Below are 16,818 nucleotides of genomic sequence, written 5' to 3' on the forward strand. Positions count from 1 at the left end.
CGCAGAACCTGCGCGCCGCATCGGGCGTCTGGCTGGTGTGAGAGCACGCAGGAGAGCACTGGACGAGCTGGACGAGGAACGCCTCGTCCGGCTGGTGGCCAGAGGTGACCGCGGGGCGTTCGACGAGTTGTACCGGCGCACGTCGCCGTGGCTGGCGGTGCGGCTGCGCCGCCGCTGCGCGGACGAGCAGATCGTCGCCGAGGTCATGCAGGAGACGTACCTGGCGGTGTGGCGCGCGGCCGGCGCGTTCGCCGGGAGCGCGGTCGGCGGGACGGCCGTCGGGTGGCTGTGGACGATCGCGGCGCGCCGCCTGGTCGACGCGTTCCGGCGCCGTGCCCACCATGCCGAGCCGCCGGTCGCCGCCGCCGAGCGGGTGGTGGTGCCCGCGGCGGAGGACGAGGCACTGGCCGCGACCGTCGGCGGGGACGTCGGCGACGCCCTGCGGCGACTGGCGCCGGAACTTCGAGAGGTACTGCAGGCCACGGTGCTGGACGGGTTCTCCGTGCGGGAGACCGCCATCCTGCTCAGACTGCCCGAAGGCACGGTCAAGACCCGCGCCCGCCGGGCCCGGATCGCGATGCGGGAGGCACTGACGTGAGCGGGGAACACGCGTCGAGGCGGTTGATCGATGAGTACGCACGTGGTGACGCGACGATGGCCGCGGACACGGTATGGGCGTTGGAGGCCCATCTGGAGACGTGCGCGCCGTGCCGGAGTCGCCTGGCGGCCTGTGTGGCCACCGAGGCGCCCGACATCACCGCGCTCCTCGACATCGTCCGGGCCGGTCTGGAACCGCAGCTGGACGCGGCCGTCAGGACACCCTCGCGGCGACGCCGCCCGAGGTGGGTCCCGGCCTGGCTGACGCCGGTCATGGCCCCGTGGTTGGCCATGACCGTTGTCGTCACCCTGATGGCGCTCCTGCTGGACGCGGTCGCGCGGCCGACGTTCTTCGGCGACACCTCTCCCGTGCTGGCGATCGCGCCCGTACTGCCGCTGTGCGGTGTCGCCGCCTCGTGGTCGCGCGCCCTGGACCCGGCGCACGAACTGACGGCCTCGACGGCCCGAGCCGGTCTGCCCCTGCTCCTCCGACGCACCACGGCGGTGCTCGTGGTGGTCCTGCCCGGGCTCCTGGTGGGGGGATGGCTGACCGGAACGATGACGGCCGCGCAGTGGCTGCTGCCCTCCCTGGCCTTCACCTCCACCGCCCTGGCGCTGGGCAGCGTGGTCGGCGTGGCCCGCGCCGCCACCGGGCTGGCGGTCGCGTGGGGTGTCGTCGTGGCACCCGCGTGGGTCACCGGCCACGTCCCCCTCGTCCTGCGGCTTGTCCTGCAGCCGGACCAACTGCCCGTGTGGGGCCTGCTTCTCGCGCTCGGCATCGGCGCCGTGATCGCCCGCAGAAACGCCTACTCAACGCTGTGAAACCATCGTCGACCCTCGAAGGGGACCACCGCATGACGCCCACCTCGAGCGCGGCCGACACCGCGCCGAAAACCTACGCCTGGGAGATCCGGGCCAGCGGCCTGAAAGTCCGCGCCGGACGCAAGAAGATGGCCGTCGACGGGCTCGACCTCTCCCTGGGCATCGGCGCTCACGGCCTCCTGGGGCCCAACGGAGCGGGAAAGACCACCCTCATCCGGGCGCTGGCCACCGTGCTGCGCCCCACCGAGGGCGAACTGGAGATGCTCGGCACCTGCGTGGGCGGGATGGTCGACCACCGGGCCCTGCGTCGCCGGATCGGCTACCTGCCGCAGGATTTCGGCTACTACAAGCGCTTCACGGTGCGTGAGTTCGTCGAGTACATGGCCTGGTTGAAGGAGGTCCCGAAGGCGGACGTCCCCGGGGCCGTCCAGCGGGCCGTGGAACGGGTGGGCCTGGCGGACCGCGCCGACCACCGGATGAAGACCCTGTCCGGCGGCATGGTGCGGCGGGCCGGCATCGCCCAGGCGATCGTCAACGATCCCGCGGTGCTGCTGCTGGACGAGCCGACGGTCGGCCTGGACCCGGCGCAGCGGCTGCGCTTTCGCGAGCTGCTGCAGGAACTGGGCCGCGACACCTGTGTGGTCGTCTCCACCCATCTGGTCGAGGACGTCGCGGCCGCCTGCTCCGACGTGGTGCTCTTCGCCGAGGGCCGCCTCGTCTTCCAGGGCACGCCGGACGACCTGGCGGCGGCGGGCGGCCCCGAGTATCCGGGCGACAGCCCCCTGGAGCGCGGCTACTCGGCGCTGCTCCAGGGCTCCGGGCAGCCGGGAGGCAACTGGTGAACGGGCGTGTCCTGCGCATCGAGCTGAAGCGCTCCGTCGCCCCGTGGCCCGGCGTCGTCGTCCTGGCGGGCAGCCTGGCGGTTCTCCTACTGATCGACGGGATCTGGTGGCAGGGTGACGCGGGATGGACGGCCCAGTGGACCTCCATGGCCCTGTGGACCCGCTACCTGTTGGGCTTCTGGTGGCCGCTCGTGGTGGGCTTGGGGGCGGTGTACGGGCTGCGCGACTCCCGCTCGCGGACGGCCGAACTGCTGACGACCACGCCGCTGCCGGCCTGGCGCCGTGCGGCGCTGCCGGCCGGTGCGATGGCGCTCGTGCTGGCGTCGGGCTTCGGCCTCCTGGTCCTGGTGGGCGGAGTCCAGGTGGCCCTCGGCGCCACCGCCTACACGAGTCTCGGTTGGCTGCCGATCTCGCTGGTGGCGGCGCTGTCCCTCGTCGCGGGGGCCGTGTTCGGCATGGGCCTCGCGCGGGCCGTGCCCTCCGTGCTCACCCCGCCGGCCCTGATGGTGTTCCTCTTGCTGACGGCCCTGTTCCTGCGGCAGAGCAATGAGGGGGCACTGCCGTCGAGCAGCGCGCCGAACCGGCTCGCTCTGCTGTTCCCGGTGACCGCGGAGCCGCGGGAGATGCTGCTGACCCTGTCCGGCTCCGTGCACCTCGGCCAGACGCTCTGGCTGCTCGGCATGCTCGCCACCGGTTTCGCACTGCTGTCGGCCGCGACCCGCCGGGCCCGGCTGCTCGCGGTGGCCCCCGTCCTGGTCGGCGCGGCCCTGGCCCTGCTGATCCTCCCGGCCGCTGCGCGCGGCACCTACGTCGTCGACAAGGCCGCCGCCACCCTGGTCTGCGACGGACCGGTGTGCGTGACGCAGGCCAACCGTTCACGCCTGCCCGAGCTCGCGCCGCGCGGCAAGGACGCGCTGCGCGTGCTGCACGACGCCCTGGGCGACAAGGCGCCGGACTCGGTGCGGGAGGACACCGAGCTGCGCGCGCTCGGCGACAACCGCGACCTCTCCGGCGACGCGGTGCTGGTCGACTTCGACGACCCGCTGATCGCCCATGCGACGGGGGCGGAACTGACCCGCCTCCTGGTCGCCCAGGGCCTGGCACCGAACTGCGCACCGCGCACCCCCTGGGAGGGCAGGGGGCAGGTCGACATTCCCGTACAGAGCATCGCCGCGAGCTGGGCCCTCGGTGATCACCAGTTCGAGCCGCTGCAGAGGCCGGACACCTACGCGTACTCGCAACGTACATGGGCGGATGCCGGCGTCGCCTGGCAGCAGCTGATGGCGATGTCACCGGCCGAGCAGCTCTCGCGGATCGCCGAGGTGCATGCCGCCGCCCTCTCCTGCACGGGGTACAACGAGCTTGCGGTACTGGCGGGGAAGGCGTCGCCATGAGGTGGCTGATCCTGTACGCCCGTTCACGACAGGTGCCCACCTCGGCCGCGGCGGTCGCGCTCGTCGCGCTGGCGGCGTGGGCCTTCGACCACGACGGCGCGGGCCCGATGGACCTGGGGATCGCGGTCCTGATCCTGACCGCGAACGTGGCGGCCGCTTCCGTCGGGCTCGGTGGGCCGGACGTCGCACTGGAGAGCACGGCCGCGATCCGGTGGATGCCCCGGCGGGCGGCGCACGTGCTGCTGGCCGGCGCGGTCGCCGGGGCGGCGCTGCTGGCGATCCAGGCGGCGGGGCCGAAGCTCGCCCCGGCCGCGCTCGTCGTCCGGGACAGTGCGGGCCTGATCGGCCTGGCCGCGCTCGGGGCGGTACTGTGCGGGGCACAGTTCGCATGGACCCTGCCGATCGGCTGGCTCGCGTTCACCCTCCTCGTCCCGGTTCCGCCCGGCATCGCGGGAGAGGTGGGCGGCTGGATGATCATTTCCCCCGCCACGACGGCGTCCGCCGCGACCGCGTGGGCCCTGCTGGCGACCGGCACCGTGCTGTACGCGACAGCAGGACCGAGACGGTAACGGACACGCCCCGCGCTCAGTCACACGGGTTACGTGAGGCCGTGACGGCTGTCGTGGGCCGCGCTGTGCCGGGAGGATGAGGTATCCCGATGGTCTAGCCCCCGGCGAACCCCCGGCGGCCACGGCGCGTCGGCCGCCCCGCCGGTGCGGTGGTGGCCGCTACCGCCGCCAGGGCAGATCCGCGCCGCCGTACGGCGCCAGGCCCTCCGCGACCGTGCGCATGATCTCGCCGAGCTGGCACACCTGCTCGTCGCTGAGCCGGTCGAACAGCGCGCAGCGCACCGCCTCCACATGGCCGGGCGCGGCCGCCGCCAGCGCGGCGAACCCCTCCTCGGTCAGCACCGCCATCTGGCCGCGCCGGTCCGTGGGGCAGTCCTCGCGCCGCACCCAGCCGTTGTGCTCAAGGCGGCCGACGGCGTGCGACAGCCGGCTGCGGGTGATCTTCGAGCGCTCCGCGAGATCGGTCATCCGCATCCGGCGCTCCGGCGATTCGGAGAGCCAGACCAGCAGTGAGTAATAGGTGTGCGGCATTCCGGCGTCACGCTGCAACTGGCGGTCGATGTGATCGGAGAGCAATTGGCTCGCCGCCATGTAGGCACGCCAGGTCTTCTGCTGTCCGTCGTCCAACCAGCGGGGTTCCGTCGTCGCCATGCCTCCAGCCTACGACTGCTTGAACATTCAATGACGAATGCCCCGCCTCCTTACGAAAAGGAAGCGGGGCATTACGAAAAGGAAGCGGGGCGTTCGCCGTGCGGACGTCAGTGCGCGACGACCGGAATCGGAAGGTCCGCGACCTCCTCCTCACCGTCGCCAGAGCTGGCCGAAGGGCCGCCCTGGTGGCCGGTGTTGATGGCGACGAACGCGATCACGGCGGCAGCCACCAGGATTCCGACCGCCCACCAGATGGCGGCGGCGTACCCGTGCACCATGGCCTGCAACTGCAGCAGCTTGGCGGCCTGCGGCGAGCGGACCTGCGCCAGGTGCGCGGTGGCGTACGAGGTGGTGGCGCTGGCCGCGATGGTGTTCAGCAGCGCGGTACCGATCGAACCGCCCACCTGCTGCGAGGTATTGACCATCGCGGAGGCGACACCGGCGTCACGCGGCTGCACACCGTGCGTGGCCAGGCTCATCGCCGGCATGAACGCGGTGCCCATACCCAGACCCAGCAGGACCAGGGCGGGCAGGATCAGCGCCGGGTAGGAGCTGTCGACCTTGATCTGGGTCAGGATCAGCATGCCGATGGCGGCGACCACGAAACCCGGCCCCATCAGCAGCCGCGGCCGCACCCGGGTCATCAGCCGGGCACCGATCTGCGTCGAGCCGGTGATCATGCCGACGACCATCGGCAGGAACGCCACACCGCTGACCACCGGGGTGTAGCCCTTGACGACCTGCATGTAGTACGTGAGGAACAGGAACAGCCCGAACATGCCGATCACGGCGAGACCCAGCGAGGCGAACACACCGCCGCGGTTGCGCTCGGTGACCACGCGCAGCGGCAGCAGCGGAGTGGCGACCCGGGACTCGACGATCACGAAGGCGAACAGCAGCACCGCCGCCGCCACGAACAGGCCGACGGTGATCCCGGCGCCCCAGCCGTTGGACTCGGCGCGGGTGAAGCCGTAGACCAGGGAGACCAGGCCGAGGGTGGCCAGCAGCACGCCGGGGATGTCCAGCCGGTTGCGGTTGCGGGTGCCCGCGGGCTCGTGGATCACGGCGATCGCACCGGCCGCGGCGACCACGGCGAAGCCGATGTTGACGAACAGGGCCCAGCGCCAGTTGAGGTACTCGGTCAGCACGCCGCCGAGCATCAGGCCGATGGCCGCGCCACCGCCCGCGATGGCGCCGTAGATGCCGAACGCCTTGGCGCGCTCCTTGGCCTCGGTGAACATCACCGAAAGCAGCGACAGCGCGGCCGGCGCCAGCAGCGCGCCGAACACGCCCTGCAGCGCGCGGGCACCGAGCAGCATGCTGGTGTTGACCGCGGCGCCGCCCAGCGCGGAGGCGCCCGCGAAGCCGAGCAGACCGATGATGAACGCGCGCTTACGGCCCGCGAGGTCGGCTATTCGACCGCCGAACAGCAGAAGTCCACCGAACGCCAGGGTGTAGGCGGTGATCACCCACTGCCGGTTGCCGTCGGAGATGTGCAGGTCGTGCTGGGCGGACGGCAGCGCGATGTTCACGATGGTCGCGTCCAGCACGACCATCAACTGGGCGATGGCGATGAATACGAGGGCTTTCCAGCGCCTCGGGTCAAGCGGAGGTGCGCCAGCAGGCATGGATGTAACCACCTAGGGATGCGGAGAGGTCAAGAAGTCTTGAAAAGGGCGATGCTATGGGGATGTTGTGGGAAACGCTCAGGATTTTTGCTGGAGGTCCTCAAGCGTCACCGCGCTTCCCGGCAGCTCGGACCGTGCGGGGGTCCGTAGTCCGTCGAGGAAGAGCTGTAGATGGCGATGGGCGAATCGGTCGATGTTGAAGCAGGCCGTGCCGGGCAGCGGCCGGGTGAGCTGGGACAGCGCAACCATCAGATCGCCCACGGCGACATCGGTGCGGAGCTGTCCCGATCGGTGCGCACTGGAGATCAGGGCCTGCACGGCCGCCGTCAAGTGCTCACCAACGGAGACGAGTTCGGGGTCACCCTCTTCGAACGCGCCGGACAATAGCGTACACAACGCGCCGATGCGTTCGTCCGCCGCTTCGTGTGTGAACCGCCGCAGCGCCTCGAACGCGTCCGGCTCCTCGGCGAGCGCGGCCTCGGCCCGTCGCGCGACGCGTTCCATGACCGACAGCGTGACCGTGCGGATCAGCTGCCTGCGGTCGGCGAAGTGACGGTAGAGCGTGGCATTGCCGACCCCGGCCCGCCGGGCGACCTCGTCCAGCGGGATGTCGGGGCCGTGCTCCACGAGCGCCTCACGGGCAGCGGTGACGATGCGCTCCCGGTTGCGGGACGCGTCCGCCCGCAGCCGGGGCCGCTGACGCTCGATGGCGACACTGCCCACGATGGCGCTCCTTTCCGTTTTTTCGTCGCATGGGGGGTTTACGGGCCACAGCCCGCAGAAGGGACATGGTCGGATTTCGGCCAACCGCATAGTTAAACGGGGAGAACTCCCCCGGATATTTCGGGGGTTCGTGTGACCTGCGACACACCCCCGCTACGCGGCTGCGCCGAGCGCCCGGCGACCGCGCACCGAGGCCGCGTACGAGACGAGCAGCCCGCCCGCCGCCCAGGCGGCCAACACCCACCAGGCGAGCGCGGTGCCGTTCCCGTTGAAGTAGACGGTGTTGCGGACCAGCGTGGTGGCGGCCCCCGTCGGCAGCGCCTGGCCGATCGCGCTCCAGAACGGCGGCAGCAGCGAGGACGGATAGACCCCGCCGGCGCTCGGATTGCCCAGCACCACGAAGACCAACAGCGCCAGGCCGACGCCGAGTTGGCCGAACAGCACCTGAAGCGCCATGCCGACGGCCGCCGCGGTGAACGTGGTGAGCGCGCCGATCCCCCACAGCGCGCCGAAGTGCCCGGGCAGCGCCCCGAAGACCGGGTCGACGATGATCGCGCCGCCCAGTCCCGAGGCGGTCGACAGCAGCGCGAGGGAGCCCAGCCGGATGGTCGTGCGGTGGACGTTGGCCGGCCGCGCGCCGTGCGACATCGCCAGCGCGGACGAGGCCACATAGCCGCCCACGATCAGCCCGATGACCAGGTAGAACGAGCTGAGCCCGCGCCCGTCGGCGCGGTGCGGCGGCCGGATGTCGGTCACCCGCACGGTACGGCCGTTGGCCCGCTCCACGTCCTGCGCGATCTGACCTGCGGTCTGGGCGACCGACGGCCCGCCCGCGGAGGCGACCAGCAGGGTGTCGGTGGTGCCGCTCGGGTTGATCACCACGGCGGCGTCCACGGTGCGGCGCAGGATCAGGCGGCGCGCCTCGGCGCGGTCGGTGGCGGTGCGCGCCCTGACCGGGTCGCCGGGCAGTGCGTTCAGCCTGCCGACCACCTGGCCGCGCACCGGGGCGGGGGCGACCACGGCGACCGGAATGCGGTGCGGGGCGGGCGAGTGGAACGCGCCCAGGTAGGAGACGATGAACGCCAACTCGATCACGAAGACGCCGATGACCAGCAGCGCGGCGCGCGTGCTGACGGCGTCCCGCAGCTCCGCCAGGAACCCCTTGGGCGCGGTGGTGTCGGAGTCGGCCATGGCGGAAGCCCGCCTCTCAGTCGTCTCAGTCGTCCGGAACGGCGCTGGACGCCGCGGCGAGCTGGTGCTCCCTGCGGCGCCGGATGACCGCGGTGCCCGCCAGCGCGCTCGCCGAGAAGGCCAGCCCGGCGACCCAGGGCCGGTCGAGCACATGGCAGGTGGTGTGGTCGAGGGAGTAGCGCCCCGGCCCCGCCACCCCCAGCCCGGCCGCCGAGTAGCCGAGGAACAGCGGGTACTCGTAGCCACCGGACTGCGCGAAGAACCCGGCCGGGTAGTGCACCGCGACCGCGCCCGCCATCGCCCCGGCCGCCGCCGCGCCCGCCACGGGCGTGGCGAATCCCAGCGCCAGCAGCAGTCCGCCGCCCGCCTCGCCGAGCCCGGCGGCCAGCGCGCTCCGCCTGCCGGGCTTGAAGCCCATCTGCTCCATGGCCGCGGCCGTGGCCGTCAGGCCGTGGCCGCCGAACCAGCCGAACAGCTTCTGGGCGCCGTGCGCGAACAGCACCCCGCCCACGCCCAGCCGCAGCACGAGCAGTCCTAGGTCCTTGCGGTGCGTCAGGGACATGGCTGGTCCTTAATGTCGAGGGTCCGGGGCGGGCGTCAAGGAGGCGGGCGATGAGGATCGGAGTGCGGCGCAGGCGGCGGAACGGAGCTTCCAGACTTGCTGGTGCCGCGCCCGCTCGCCGCTCCTGCTAGGCCGTCAGAGGGCTACCCCGCGGTAACGAGATGCCGGAAACGCACGACAGCGCCGCTCCTTTACCGCTAGAAGGGGTGGAGCACGGCCCAGTTCGACGACTCGACACTCGAAAACGTGATCTGGAGTGACGCCCGATGACCCAGCCGCGCCCGTCCCTGCGCATCGCCAACTGCTCCGGCTTCTACGGCGACCGGCCGTCCGCCGCCCGGGAGATGGTCGAGGGCGGGCCCATCGACGTACTGACCGGCGACTACCTCGCCGAACTCACCATGCTCATCCTCTGGAAGGCCAGACAGCGCGATCCGGAGGGCGGCTACGCGGTGTCGTTCCTCGCCCAGATGCGCGAGGTGCTCGGCACGTGTCTGGAGCGCGGCATCAAGGTCGTCGTCAACGCGGGCGGTCTCAACCCGGCGGGTCTGGCGGCCAAGCTCGGTGAACTGGCCGCCCTCGCGGAGCTGGCCCCGAAGATCGCCCACCTGGAGGGCGACGACCTGCTTCCCCGGCTGCCCCAACTCCAGGCTGCGGGTGAGGAGTTCGCGCATCTGGCCTCCGGGCGACCGCTGGCCGACGCCGGTGTACGGCCGGTGACCGCCAACGCCTACCTGGGCGCCTGGGGCATCACCGAGGCCCTGCGCGCCGGGGCCGATGTGGTCATCTGCGGGCGGGTCACCGACGCCTCGCTGGTCGTCGGCCCCGCCGCCTGGGCGTTCGACTGGGCGCCGGACGACTGGGACTGGCTCGCGGGCGCCGTCGCCGCGGGGCACATCATCGAATGCGGCGCCCAGGCCACCGGCGGCAACTACTCCTTCTTCACCGAACTCGACCGCCCGGTCCATCCAGGTTTCCCGATCGCCGAGATGTACGCGGACGGCTCGTGCGTCATAACCAAGCACCCGGGCACAGGTGGGGCGGTCACCGTCGACACCGTCACCGCGCAACTGCTGTACGAGATAGACCGGCCCAGCTACCCCAACCCCGACGTCATAGCGCGCTTCGACACCGCCAGGCTGAGCCAGGACGGACCCGACCGGGTGCGGGTCCACGGCGTCAGGGGCGAGCCCGCGCCGGACACGCTCAAGGTCTGCCTCAACTACCAAGGCGGCTACCGCAACACCGCCGCATTCGTCCTCACCGGCCTGGAGCTTGAGGCGAAGGCCCGGTTCGCCGAGGCGGCGCTCCTCGACGCCGTGGGCGGTCGCGACGCCTTCGCCGAACTCGACATTCGGCTGGACGGCCCGCATACATCCACCGGCACCGCACGGCTGGTGGTGACCGCCAAGGACCCCGACCAGCAAAAGGTCGGCCGCGCACTGTTCACCGCCATCGCGGGCACCGGCCTGTCCAACTATCCGGGCTGCCACCTGGAACAGGCCTCGCCGCACGCCTCCGAGTACGGGATCTACTGGCCCGCGCTGGTCTCCGGCGACGCGGTACATCCCGAGGTGGTGCTGGCCGATGGCACGCGTATATCCGTTCCGCGTCCTCCCGTACGTCCGTATGTGATGAAGGAGGACGTCCCAGCTGATCCGGCGCCACCGCTGCCCGGTCCGTATGTCAGGGTTCCGCTCGGTACCGTCGTCGGGGCGCGCTCGGGCGACAAGGGCGGCGACGCCAATGTGGGGCTGTGGACCCGCGATGACCCGGCGTATGGCTGGCTGCGCGGCTTCCTGGACGTGGAGCGGCTGCGGGAGCTGTTGCCCGAGGCGGCCGAGTTGGCCATCAGCCGCTATGAGCTGCCGAACCTGAGGGCGCTGAACTTCGTCGTCCACGGCCTGCTCGGCGAGGGGGTGGCCGCCTCCACCCGTCCCGACCCCCAGGCCAAGAGCCTCGGCGAACAGCTGCGGGCCTGCCTCGTGGAGATCCCGCAGGCACTACTGAAGCCCCGGACATAACCGCCACTTGGGGCCGCGCTGACCAGCCCTTGAACCTCCGATGACCAAGATCCGGGCCTGGCTGTGGAACTGCCCACATTGCCCCGGCCCAGCCGCTTGACGCGCATCCGGGCTGCGTAACCTGGGCCCGCGTCGCCTGCATCGGGCCGGCGAGAGCACGGAGGGAACCAACCCGTGGACAACACCATCCTGCACAAGGCCATATTCCTGCTGCGCGACTGCCACGAGCCGGAGCAGCAGGTCGTCGAGGGCCTGAAGAACTACTTCCCCGAGCTGTCGCTGGGCGAGCGCGAGCGCTACGCCAGCGAGGCATGGGACATGGTGCACGGCAAGCACTCCGCGATCTGATCGCCGTCCCGCTGACCGGTGGCCGGACCCCCTCGGGTCCGGCCACCGGTCTTTTTCGGGCCCGGCGTGCCTGACGCGCCCGCGCCACCGCCTCCAGCAGGCGGACTGCGCCCAACCCCAGAAAGATGGGGGGTGACCGCCGTGAAGGGGGCAGACGAGCAGTACGAAGGGCTCGTCCCCCGCACAGCGACGGGCCTCAGCGAAGGCGAGAAGGGACGGACACCGTGGCACGACCCAAGATTCTCGTAGTGGGCGCCGGATTCGCCGGAGTCGCTTGCGCACGCCGCCTGGAGCGCAGGCTCGCCCCGGAGGAGGCGGACATCGCCCTGGTCACCCCGTACTCCTACCAGCTCTACCTGCCGCTGCTGCCCCAGGTCGCCTCGGGCGTTTTGACCCCGCAGTCCGTGGCGCTCTCGCTGCGCCGCAGCACCAAGCACCGCACCAAGATCATCCCGGGCGGCGCCATCGGGGTGGACACCAAGGCCAAGGTCTGCGTCATCCGCATGATCACCGGCGAGATCATCAACGAGCGGTACGACTACATCGTGGTGGCCCCCGGCAGCATCACCCGCACCTTCGACATCCCAGGACTCACCGAGTACGGGCGCGGCATGAAGACGCTCGCCGAGGCCGCGTACATCCGCGACCACGTCATCGCCCAACTCGACCTTGCCGACGCCAGCCAGGACGAGCAGGAGCGGGCCTCCCGGCTGCAGTTCGTGGTCGTCGGCGGCGGCTACGCGGGCACCGAGACCGCGGCCTGCCTGCAACGGCTGACCACGAACGCGATCAAGCGCTACCCACGGCTCGATCCCCGGCTCATCAAGTGGCACCTCATCGACATCGCGCCCAAGCTGATGCCCGAGCTCGGCGACAAACTGGGCCGCAGCGCGTTGGAGATCCTGCGCCAGCGCGGCATCGAGGTGTCGCTCGGGGTGTCGATCGCCGAGGCGGGCCTCGACAAGGTGACGTTCACCGACGGCAGGGTGCTCCCCTGCCGCACCCTGATCTGGACCGCGGGCGTCGCCGCCAGCCCGCTGGTCGCCACGCTCGGCGCGGAGACGGTGCGCGGCCGGCTGGCGGTGACCGCCGAGATGACCCTGCCGGGGTTCGACGGGGTCTTCTCGCTCGGTGACGCCGCCGCGGTGCCCGACCTCGCCAAGGGCGACGGCGCGGTGTGCCCGCCCACCGCCCAGCACGCGCTGCGGCAGGGCAGGAAGACGGCCGACAACATCATCGCGAGCCTGCGCGGCCAGCCCCTCCAGCCGTACGTGCACAAGGACCTGGGTCTGGTGGTCGACCTCGGTGGCAAGGACGCGGTCTCCAAGCCGCTCGGCATCGAACTTCGCGGCCTCCCGGCGCAGGCGGTGGCCCGCGGCTACCACTGGTCGGCGCTGCGCACCAACGTCGCCAAGGTCCGGGTGATGACCAACTGGCTGATCAACGCGTTCGCGGGCGATGACTTCGTGCGGATCGGCTTCCTGTCCCAAAAGCCCGCGAAACTGCAGGACTTCGAGTACACGGACGTGTACCTCAGCCCGGAGCAGGTGCGCGAGCACACCGCCTCGATCATCGCCCACGAACGCTGAACACTGCCGGGATCAGTTGATGCGCGCCAACTGCCACTGCTGGTTGGCCCCGCCGTTGGACGGCCACTCGATCACCCTCGCACCGTCGGTGGTCGACTGGCCGTCGACGTCGGCCAGCATCCCGGTGGCGCGGTTCTCCAGGGTGGCGTAGCCGTCGCCGGACGGAACGATCCGCCACTGCCCGGCGGCACCCAACGGCCCACTACGGATGTCGAGTTGGGTGCCGGAGACCGGGTTGCCGCCCGGCGCCTCCAGCACCTTCCCGCTCTGTACGCCGACCAGCGCGTAGTAGCCGTCGCCGGTGGGCCGTACCGTCCACTGCTGATTGGCGCCGCCGTTGCCGGTCCACTGGTCGACGGCCGAACCGTCGGCGGTGGCCTGGCCGACGACGTCGAGCGTCTTGCCGCTGTTGCGGTTGACCAGCCGATAGGTGCCCGCGTACGTCTGGGCGGGACCCGGCGTCACGCTGAGGTTGTCGTACTGCGCCTGGACGTACCCGGTCGTCCCGATGCCCACCTGACCTGAGCCGTACGAGGTGTCGTCGGCCGTGCCGACGGTGTGTCCGTCGATGGACGCGGTGATGGCCGAACCGTCGAAGCCCAGTGCCAGCCGGTGCCAGCCGTCGCCCGCGGCCCCGGTGTCAGTGCCCTGGGCCAGCACCGTCACCTGGTGTGCGGTGTTGTCGCGCTCGATGGCCCAGCCGCCGCCGTGCGACAGCGACAGGTCGTAGGAGTCGATACCGGCCGGGGAGAAGCCGCTCTGCGTCCCCACCCGCCCGAGCAGCCGCACCGCGCCGTCCTGGGTGAGCCGGGTGTCCACGGCGACCGTGTAGTTGGTCCAGCCGAGGTCGCCGAGGGTGGCATAGGGGTCGGCCGGGTTGTCCCAGTTGATGGGTGCGGTCGGCGCCATCTGCTGGACGCAGGTCCCGGCCCGTCCGCCACCGCAGCGCACCGCCTCGAAGCTGCCCTGCTGCGCGGCGAGCAGTCGTGCCTCACCACCCACCCCGGGGTGCTCGAAGTCGTCGCGGTACGGCAGCGGCAGCGGGCCGCGAGCCGCGGACCGGGCGGTTCCGGCCCCCTGTCCTGTGGTGGTGGTCACCGAGTAGACGCGCCCCGGCTGGAGGCTCAGCGTGTACACACCGTTCACCGGGGTGAGATCCGGCTGCCGCACCATGTAGTCGCGCTGGTCGTCGGAGTTGAAGTCACTGGACCACATGTGCAGCGCACCGGCGGCCAGCCCACCGGTGACCCTCAGGGTCATCGTCTGGGCCGCGGTCGCGTCCAGCGTCTCCACGACCGTGCTCCACGCGCCGGAGTCCGGCGAACGCAGCGTCACATACGAGCCGTTGGCGCGGGCGCCGCCCAGGTAACCGCTGGCGGTATCGATGTAGTGCCAGCCGGGCCGGGTGAACTGGGTGGTGTGCGCCGTCGCCCAGGTGCTCTTGCCGACACTGTACGCACCGGACCACGGCTGGTTGGCGGTGACCAACCCCATGGTGTTGTAAGGGAGGTTGGGATATACGGCGGCCACTACCGGCCAGTTGATGTACGCGGTCAGCCTGGCGTCGATATACCCCCGGTTGACCGCCCTGGCCAGCGCGGCGCCGCCGGTGTTGTAGTCCTCGGACCCGTTCTCGCTCGCCCACAGCTGCTTGCCGGTGGCCAGGGCGTCGGAGGTGGTGGAGCACTGGGTCATCGCCGACATGTAGCCGCACGGGTAGTGCGTACCGACGATGTCGACCGCCCTGTCGAAGGCCGGGTCACCGCGCATGGCGGTGGCGACGTCCCACCCGGAGTCCGCGCCCACCACCTGGGTGTGGCGGTAGCCGTCGGCGGCGAGGGCGGCGTGCAGCCTCTCGTACCAGGCGGCGTTGTAACCGCGCTCGTTCCAGCCGCCGAGGTAGTCGATGGTGAGCCCGTGCCGTCTGGCGCAGCCGAGCCAGGAGACGAGGTAGTCGACGGTGTCCTGGGACCAGAAGTTCCCGCCGCTGCCGGTGTTGCCGATCCACCCCGGCGCTCCCCAGGCCAGCCCGTACAGCTTGATCCCCGGGTTGCGCGCCTTGGCCTGCTCCATCAGCCACCACTCGTACCCCGTACCGCAGTTGACGGCACCGCGCGAGTGCTCATGGCTGGCCTCGGCGCCGTCGGTGGAGTTGGTGTCGCCGCCGATCTCCACCTTCAGTATCTGCAGCGCCGCTCCGTACCCGGGCCTGAACAGGTAGTCGAGTATCTGCCCGCGCTGTCTGGCCGGATAGTCGGTCAGCAGACGGGTGTTGCCCCCGCCCCCGCTGATCGCCCCGACCCCGTCGAAGGTACGCCCCGCGCCATGCCCGTCCACGGTCACCGCGGTGACCGCCCGCTCCCTGCCTACCGCCGCCGAGGGCTGGCCCCCGACGATCATCCCGACAACCAGCAAAAACGCCCCGAGGGCGGCGATCCTGGCGGGAACTCTCCCGCGAAAACGGTGGGTCCACATGCTGCCGTACTCCTCCAACTCATGGTTGGTATTGGGCAGTTGCGTTTGGAGCACACTGAAGAAGCAGACTCAACCAACCAGAAAGCGACGTCAAGCCCCCCCGACCACAGAGCGCACCCCCACGATCACACCCGCCAGCCGTGACCACACCCCTCCCCCTGATCCGCTAACCTGTCCTGGGCTGCCCCTAGAGGTGGCCCCCGCCTCCATAGCTCAGGGGATAGAGCACCGCTCTCCTAAAGCGGGTGTCGCAGGTTCGAATCCTGCTGGGGGCACGCGAACGTTCGTTCGATTTACGCGAACGAAGGCCCAGGCCAGCCGGTGGTAAACCGGCCGCCTGGGCCTTCGTCGTGTCCGGGCCGGATCATGACGCCGAAGGCGTCGTGCCAGATCCGTGCCAGATCATTTGATCTTGCCGTCCTGGCCGCCGACCTCACCCTTGCCGCTCGTGCGCTTGGCGGACCTGGGTCTGGCTGCCTTGCGCGTCTTCTTGATCTGCCGGTCCACGTGGTCCGCGATCTCCTGGTCCCGGCCGCCGACCAGGTGCTGATAGATCATGGCTGCCCGCACGGTCGAGTGCCCCATCCGTTGCATCAGCTCCCGTGTGCTCGCCCCACCGGTCGCGGCCAGCGTGTTGCCCGTGTGCCGGAGATCGTGGAAGTGCACACCCTTGATCCCGGCCGTCTTGAGCGCCGTCGCCCACGTGTCATGGAAGTTGTTCCGGCGCAGCCGCCCGCCCTTCGGCCCAACGAAGAGCAGTCCGGTTCGACCGTCCTCCCCGAAGATCCGCAGGTGCTCCTTCATCTCGGGAAGGAGCGACGCCGGGAAGGAGACCGTGCGCACGCCCGCTTCACTCTTCGGAGCCTTGATCTCCAGCTTCCCCGACTGCGGTTCGGCCTGGGCACGGCGGACGTGGACGAAGCGCCCCTCCAGGTCGATGTCCCGGCGCTGGAGCGCGGCCAGCTCACCGAACCGAAGTCCGGTGAAGGATGGTGTCCCGCTGATTGGTGCAGCCGATCAAGGTTGGGGTGTGCGCCGGAGCGCATGCTCAGGTAGGTCCCGCTCCCTGCCCGCGGAGCGGGCCACCGTGCAACTCTCCCAGGTGAACGGCCAGTTCAACGGAGGAGGCGCACGATGGCCCTGTCCCAGCATGACCTACAGCGACTGCTTGAGTCACTACGCTCGGCGGACGGCCTCGAACTCGTTCGCTCGGTGGCCGAGCGGAGGTTGCAGGAACTCATCGAGGCCGAGGCCACGGCGAAGATCGGCGCGGAGTGGAACGAGCACACCCATGCGCGCACCAACTACCGCAGCGGACACCGCGACAAGACATTCGAGACGCAGGCCGGCGACCTGGAGCTGGCCATCCCCAAGCTGCGCTCGGGCAGCTTCTTCCCCAGCCT

The 16,818-nt window shown here is 70.8% G+C and carries 15 protein-coding genes, 1 tRNA gene and 1 pseudogene; 10 read left to right on the forward strand and 7 right to left on the reverse strand.

All coding sequences use genetic code 11. The features are described 5' to 3' along the window. Positions 1-37 precede the first annotated feature (37 nt). The 5 genes from P3G67_RS32475 to P3G67_RS32495 are packed head-to-tail and all read left to right on the forward strand — an operon-like array spanning position 38 to position 4,224. Positions 38-598, forward strand: coding sequence for an RNA polymerase sigma factor (locus tag P3G67_RS32475; RefSeq protein WP_276096691.1), 561 nt, complete (start codon positions 38-40; stop codon positions 596-598). After that, a complete protein-coding gene (locus P3G67_RS32480; RefSeq protein WP_276096692.1) occupies positions 595-1,419 on the forward strand; it encodes a zf-HC2 domain-containing protein in 825 nt (274 codons plus the stop codon). Before P3G67_RS32475 ends, P3G67_RS32480 begins: the two co-directional genes overlap by 4 nt. A 32-nt stretch (positions 1,420-1,451) precedes the next feature. Then, positions 1,452-2,261 carry an ABC transporter ATP-binding protein gene (locus P3G67_RS32485; RefSeq protein WP_276096693.1) on the forward strand — a complete coding sequence of 270 codons (810 nt, stop codon included), beginning with the start codon at positions 1,452-1,454 and terminating at the stop codon, positions 2,259-2,261. Beyond that, positions 2,258-3,655: a hypothetical protein gene (locus P3G67_RS32490; protein ID WP_276096694.1), complete on the forward strand. Its 1,398-nt coding sequence runs from the start codon at positions 2,258-2,260 to the stop codon at positions 3,653-3,655. The genes P3G67_RS32485 and P3G67_RS32490 overlap by 4 nt, the downstream gene beginning before the upstream one ends. Next, positions 3,652-4,224, forward strand: a complete 573-nt coding sequence (locus P3G67_RS32495; RefSeq protein WP_276096695.1) for a hypothetical protein — start codon at positions 3,652-3,654, stop codon at positions 4,222-4,224. Before P3G67_RS32490 ends, P3G67_RS32495 begins: the two co-directional genes overlap by 4 nt. 159 nt (positions 4,225-4,383) lie before the next feature. On the opposite strand, the gene P3G67_RS32500 is transcribed toward P3G67_RS32495, so the two are convergent. The 5 genes from P3G67_RS32500 to P3G67_RS32520 form a co-directional block, all read right to left on the reverse strand. Then, positions 4,384-4,875, reverse strand: coding sequence for a MarR family winged helix-turn-helix transcriptional regulator (locus P3G67_RS32500; RefSeq protein WP_276096696.1), 492 nt, complete (start codon positions 4,873-4,875; stop codon positions 4,384-4,386). Between the two features lie 107 nt (positions 4,876-4,982). Then, on the reverse strand, positions 4,983-6,503 hold the full coding sequence (locus P3G67_RS32505) for an MFS transporter (RefSeq protein WP_276096697.1): 1,521 nt from the start codon (positions 6,501-6,503) through the stop codon (positions 4,983-4,985). Positions 6,504-6,581: 78 nt separating this feature from the next. Then, positions 6,582-7,229 carry a TetR/AcrR family transcriptional regulator gene (locus tag P3G67_RS32510; RefSeq protein ID WP_276096709.1) on the reverse strand — a complete coding sequence of 216 codons (648 nt, stop codon included), beginning with the start codon at positions 7,227-7,229 and terminating at the stop codon, positions 6,582-6,584. Positions 7,230-7,379: 150 nt separating this feature from the next. Continuing rightward, a complete protein-coding gene (locus P3G67_RS32515) occupies positions 7,380-8,417 on the reverse strand; it encodes an ABC transporter permease (RefSeq protein WP_276096698.1) in 1,038 nt (345 codons plus the stop codon). A gap of 25 nt (positions 8,418-8,442) precedes the next feature. Further along, entirely contained in the window at positions 8,443-8,979 is a 537-nt protein-coding gene (locus P3G67_RS32520) for a DoxX family membrane protein (RefSeq protein ID WP_276096699.1), read from the reverse strand. A 266-nt stretch (positions 8,980-9,245) separates the two neighbouring features. Between P3G67_RS32520 and P3G67_RS32525 the strand changes: the two genes are divergently transcribed. The 3 genes from P3G67_RS32525 to P3G67_RS32535 all read left to right on the forward strand — a co-directional run bounded on the left by P3G67_RS32525 (position 9,246) and on the right by P3G67_RS32535 (position 12,940). Beyond that, positions 9,246-11,003, forward strand: coding sequence for an acyclic terpene utilization AtuA family protein (locus P3G67_RS32525; RefSeq protein ID WP_276096700.1), 1,758 nt, complete (start codon positions 9,246-9,248; stop codon positions 11,001-11,003). Positions 11,004-11,177: 174 nt separating this feature from the next. Next, complete coding sequence (locus tag P3G67_RS32530; protein WP_269855677.1) at positions 11,178-11,351, forward strand: hypothetical protein; 174 nt, start codon at positions 11,178-11,180, stop codon at positions 11,349-11,351. A gap of 224 nt (positions 11,352-11,575) precedes the next feature. Next, positions 11,576-12,940 (forward strand): NAD(P)/FAD-dependent oxidoreductase, encoded by a 1,365-nt coding sequence (locus P3G67_RS32535; protein WP_276096701.1) that lies wholly within the window; start codon positions 11,576-11,578, stop codon positions 12,938-12,940. 12 nt (positions 12,941-12,952) lie between these two features. On the opposite strand, the gene P3G67_RS32540 is transcribed toward P3G67_RS32535, so the two are convergent. After that, positions 12,953-15,415 carry an RICIN domain-containing protein gene (locus tag P3G67_RS32540; protein WP_276096702.1) on the reverse strand — a complete coding sequence of 821 codons (2,463 nt, stop codon included), beginning with the start codon at positions 15,413-15,415 and terminating at the stop codon, positions 12,953-12,955. A gap of 202 nt (positions 15,416-15,617) precedes the next feature. On the opposite strand from P3G67_RS32540, the gene P3G67_RS32545 reads away from it, so the two are divergent. Further along, a tRNA-Arg gene (locus P3G67_RS32545) sits at positions 15,618-15,690 on the forward strand. Between the two features lie 127 nt (positions 15,691-15,817). Here P3G67_RS32545 and P3G67_RS32550 read toward each other — a convergent pair. After that, positions 15,818-16,405: pseudogene (locus tag P3G67_RS32550) on the reverse strand (tyrosine-type recombinase/integrase); the annotation flags it as partial. 144 nt (positions 16,406-16,549) lie between these two features. Between P3G67_RS32550 and P3G67_RS32555 the strand changes: the two are divergent. Continuing rightward, on the forward strand, positions 16,550-16,818 hold a 269-nt coding region (locus P3G67_RS32555; protein WP_276096703.1), incomplete at its 3' end, for a transposase.

It is taken from the genome of Streptomyces silvisoli, assembly GCF_029269905.1.
Taxonomy (GTDB): domain Bacteria; phylum Actinomycetota; class Actinomycetes; order Streptomycetales; family Streptomycetaceae; genus Streptantibioticus_A; species Streptantibioticus_A silvisoli_A.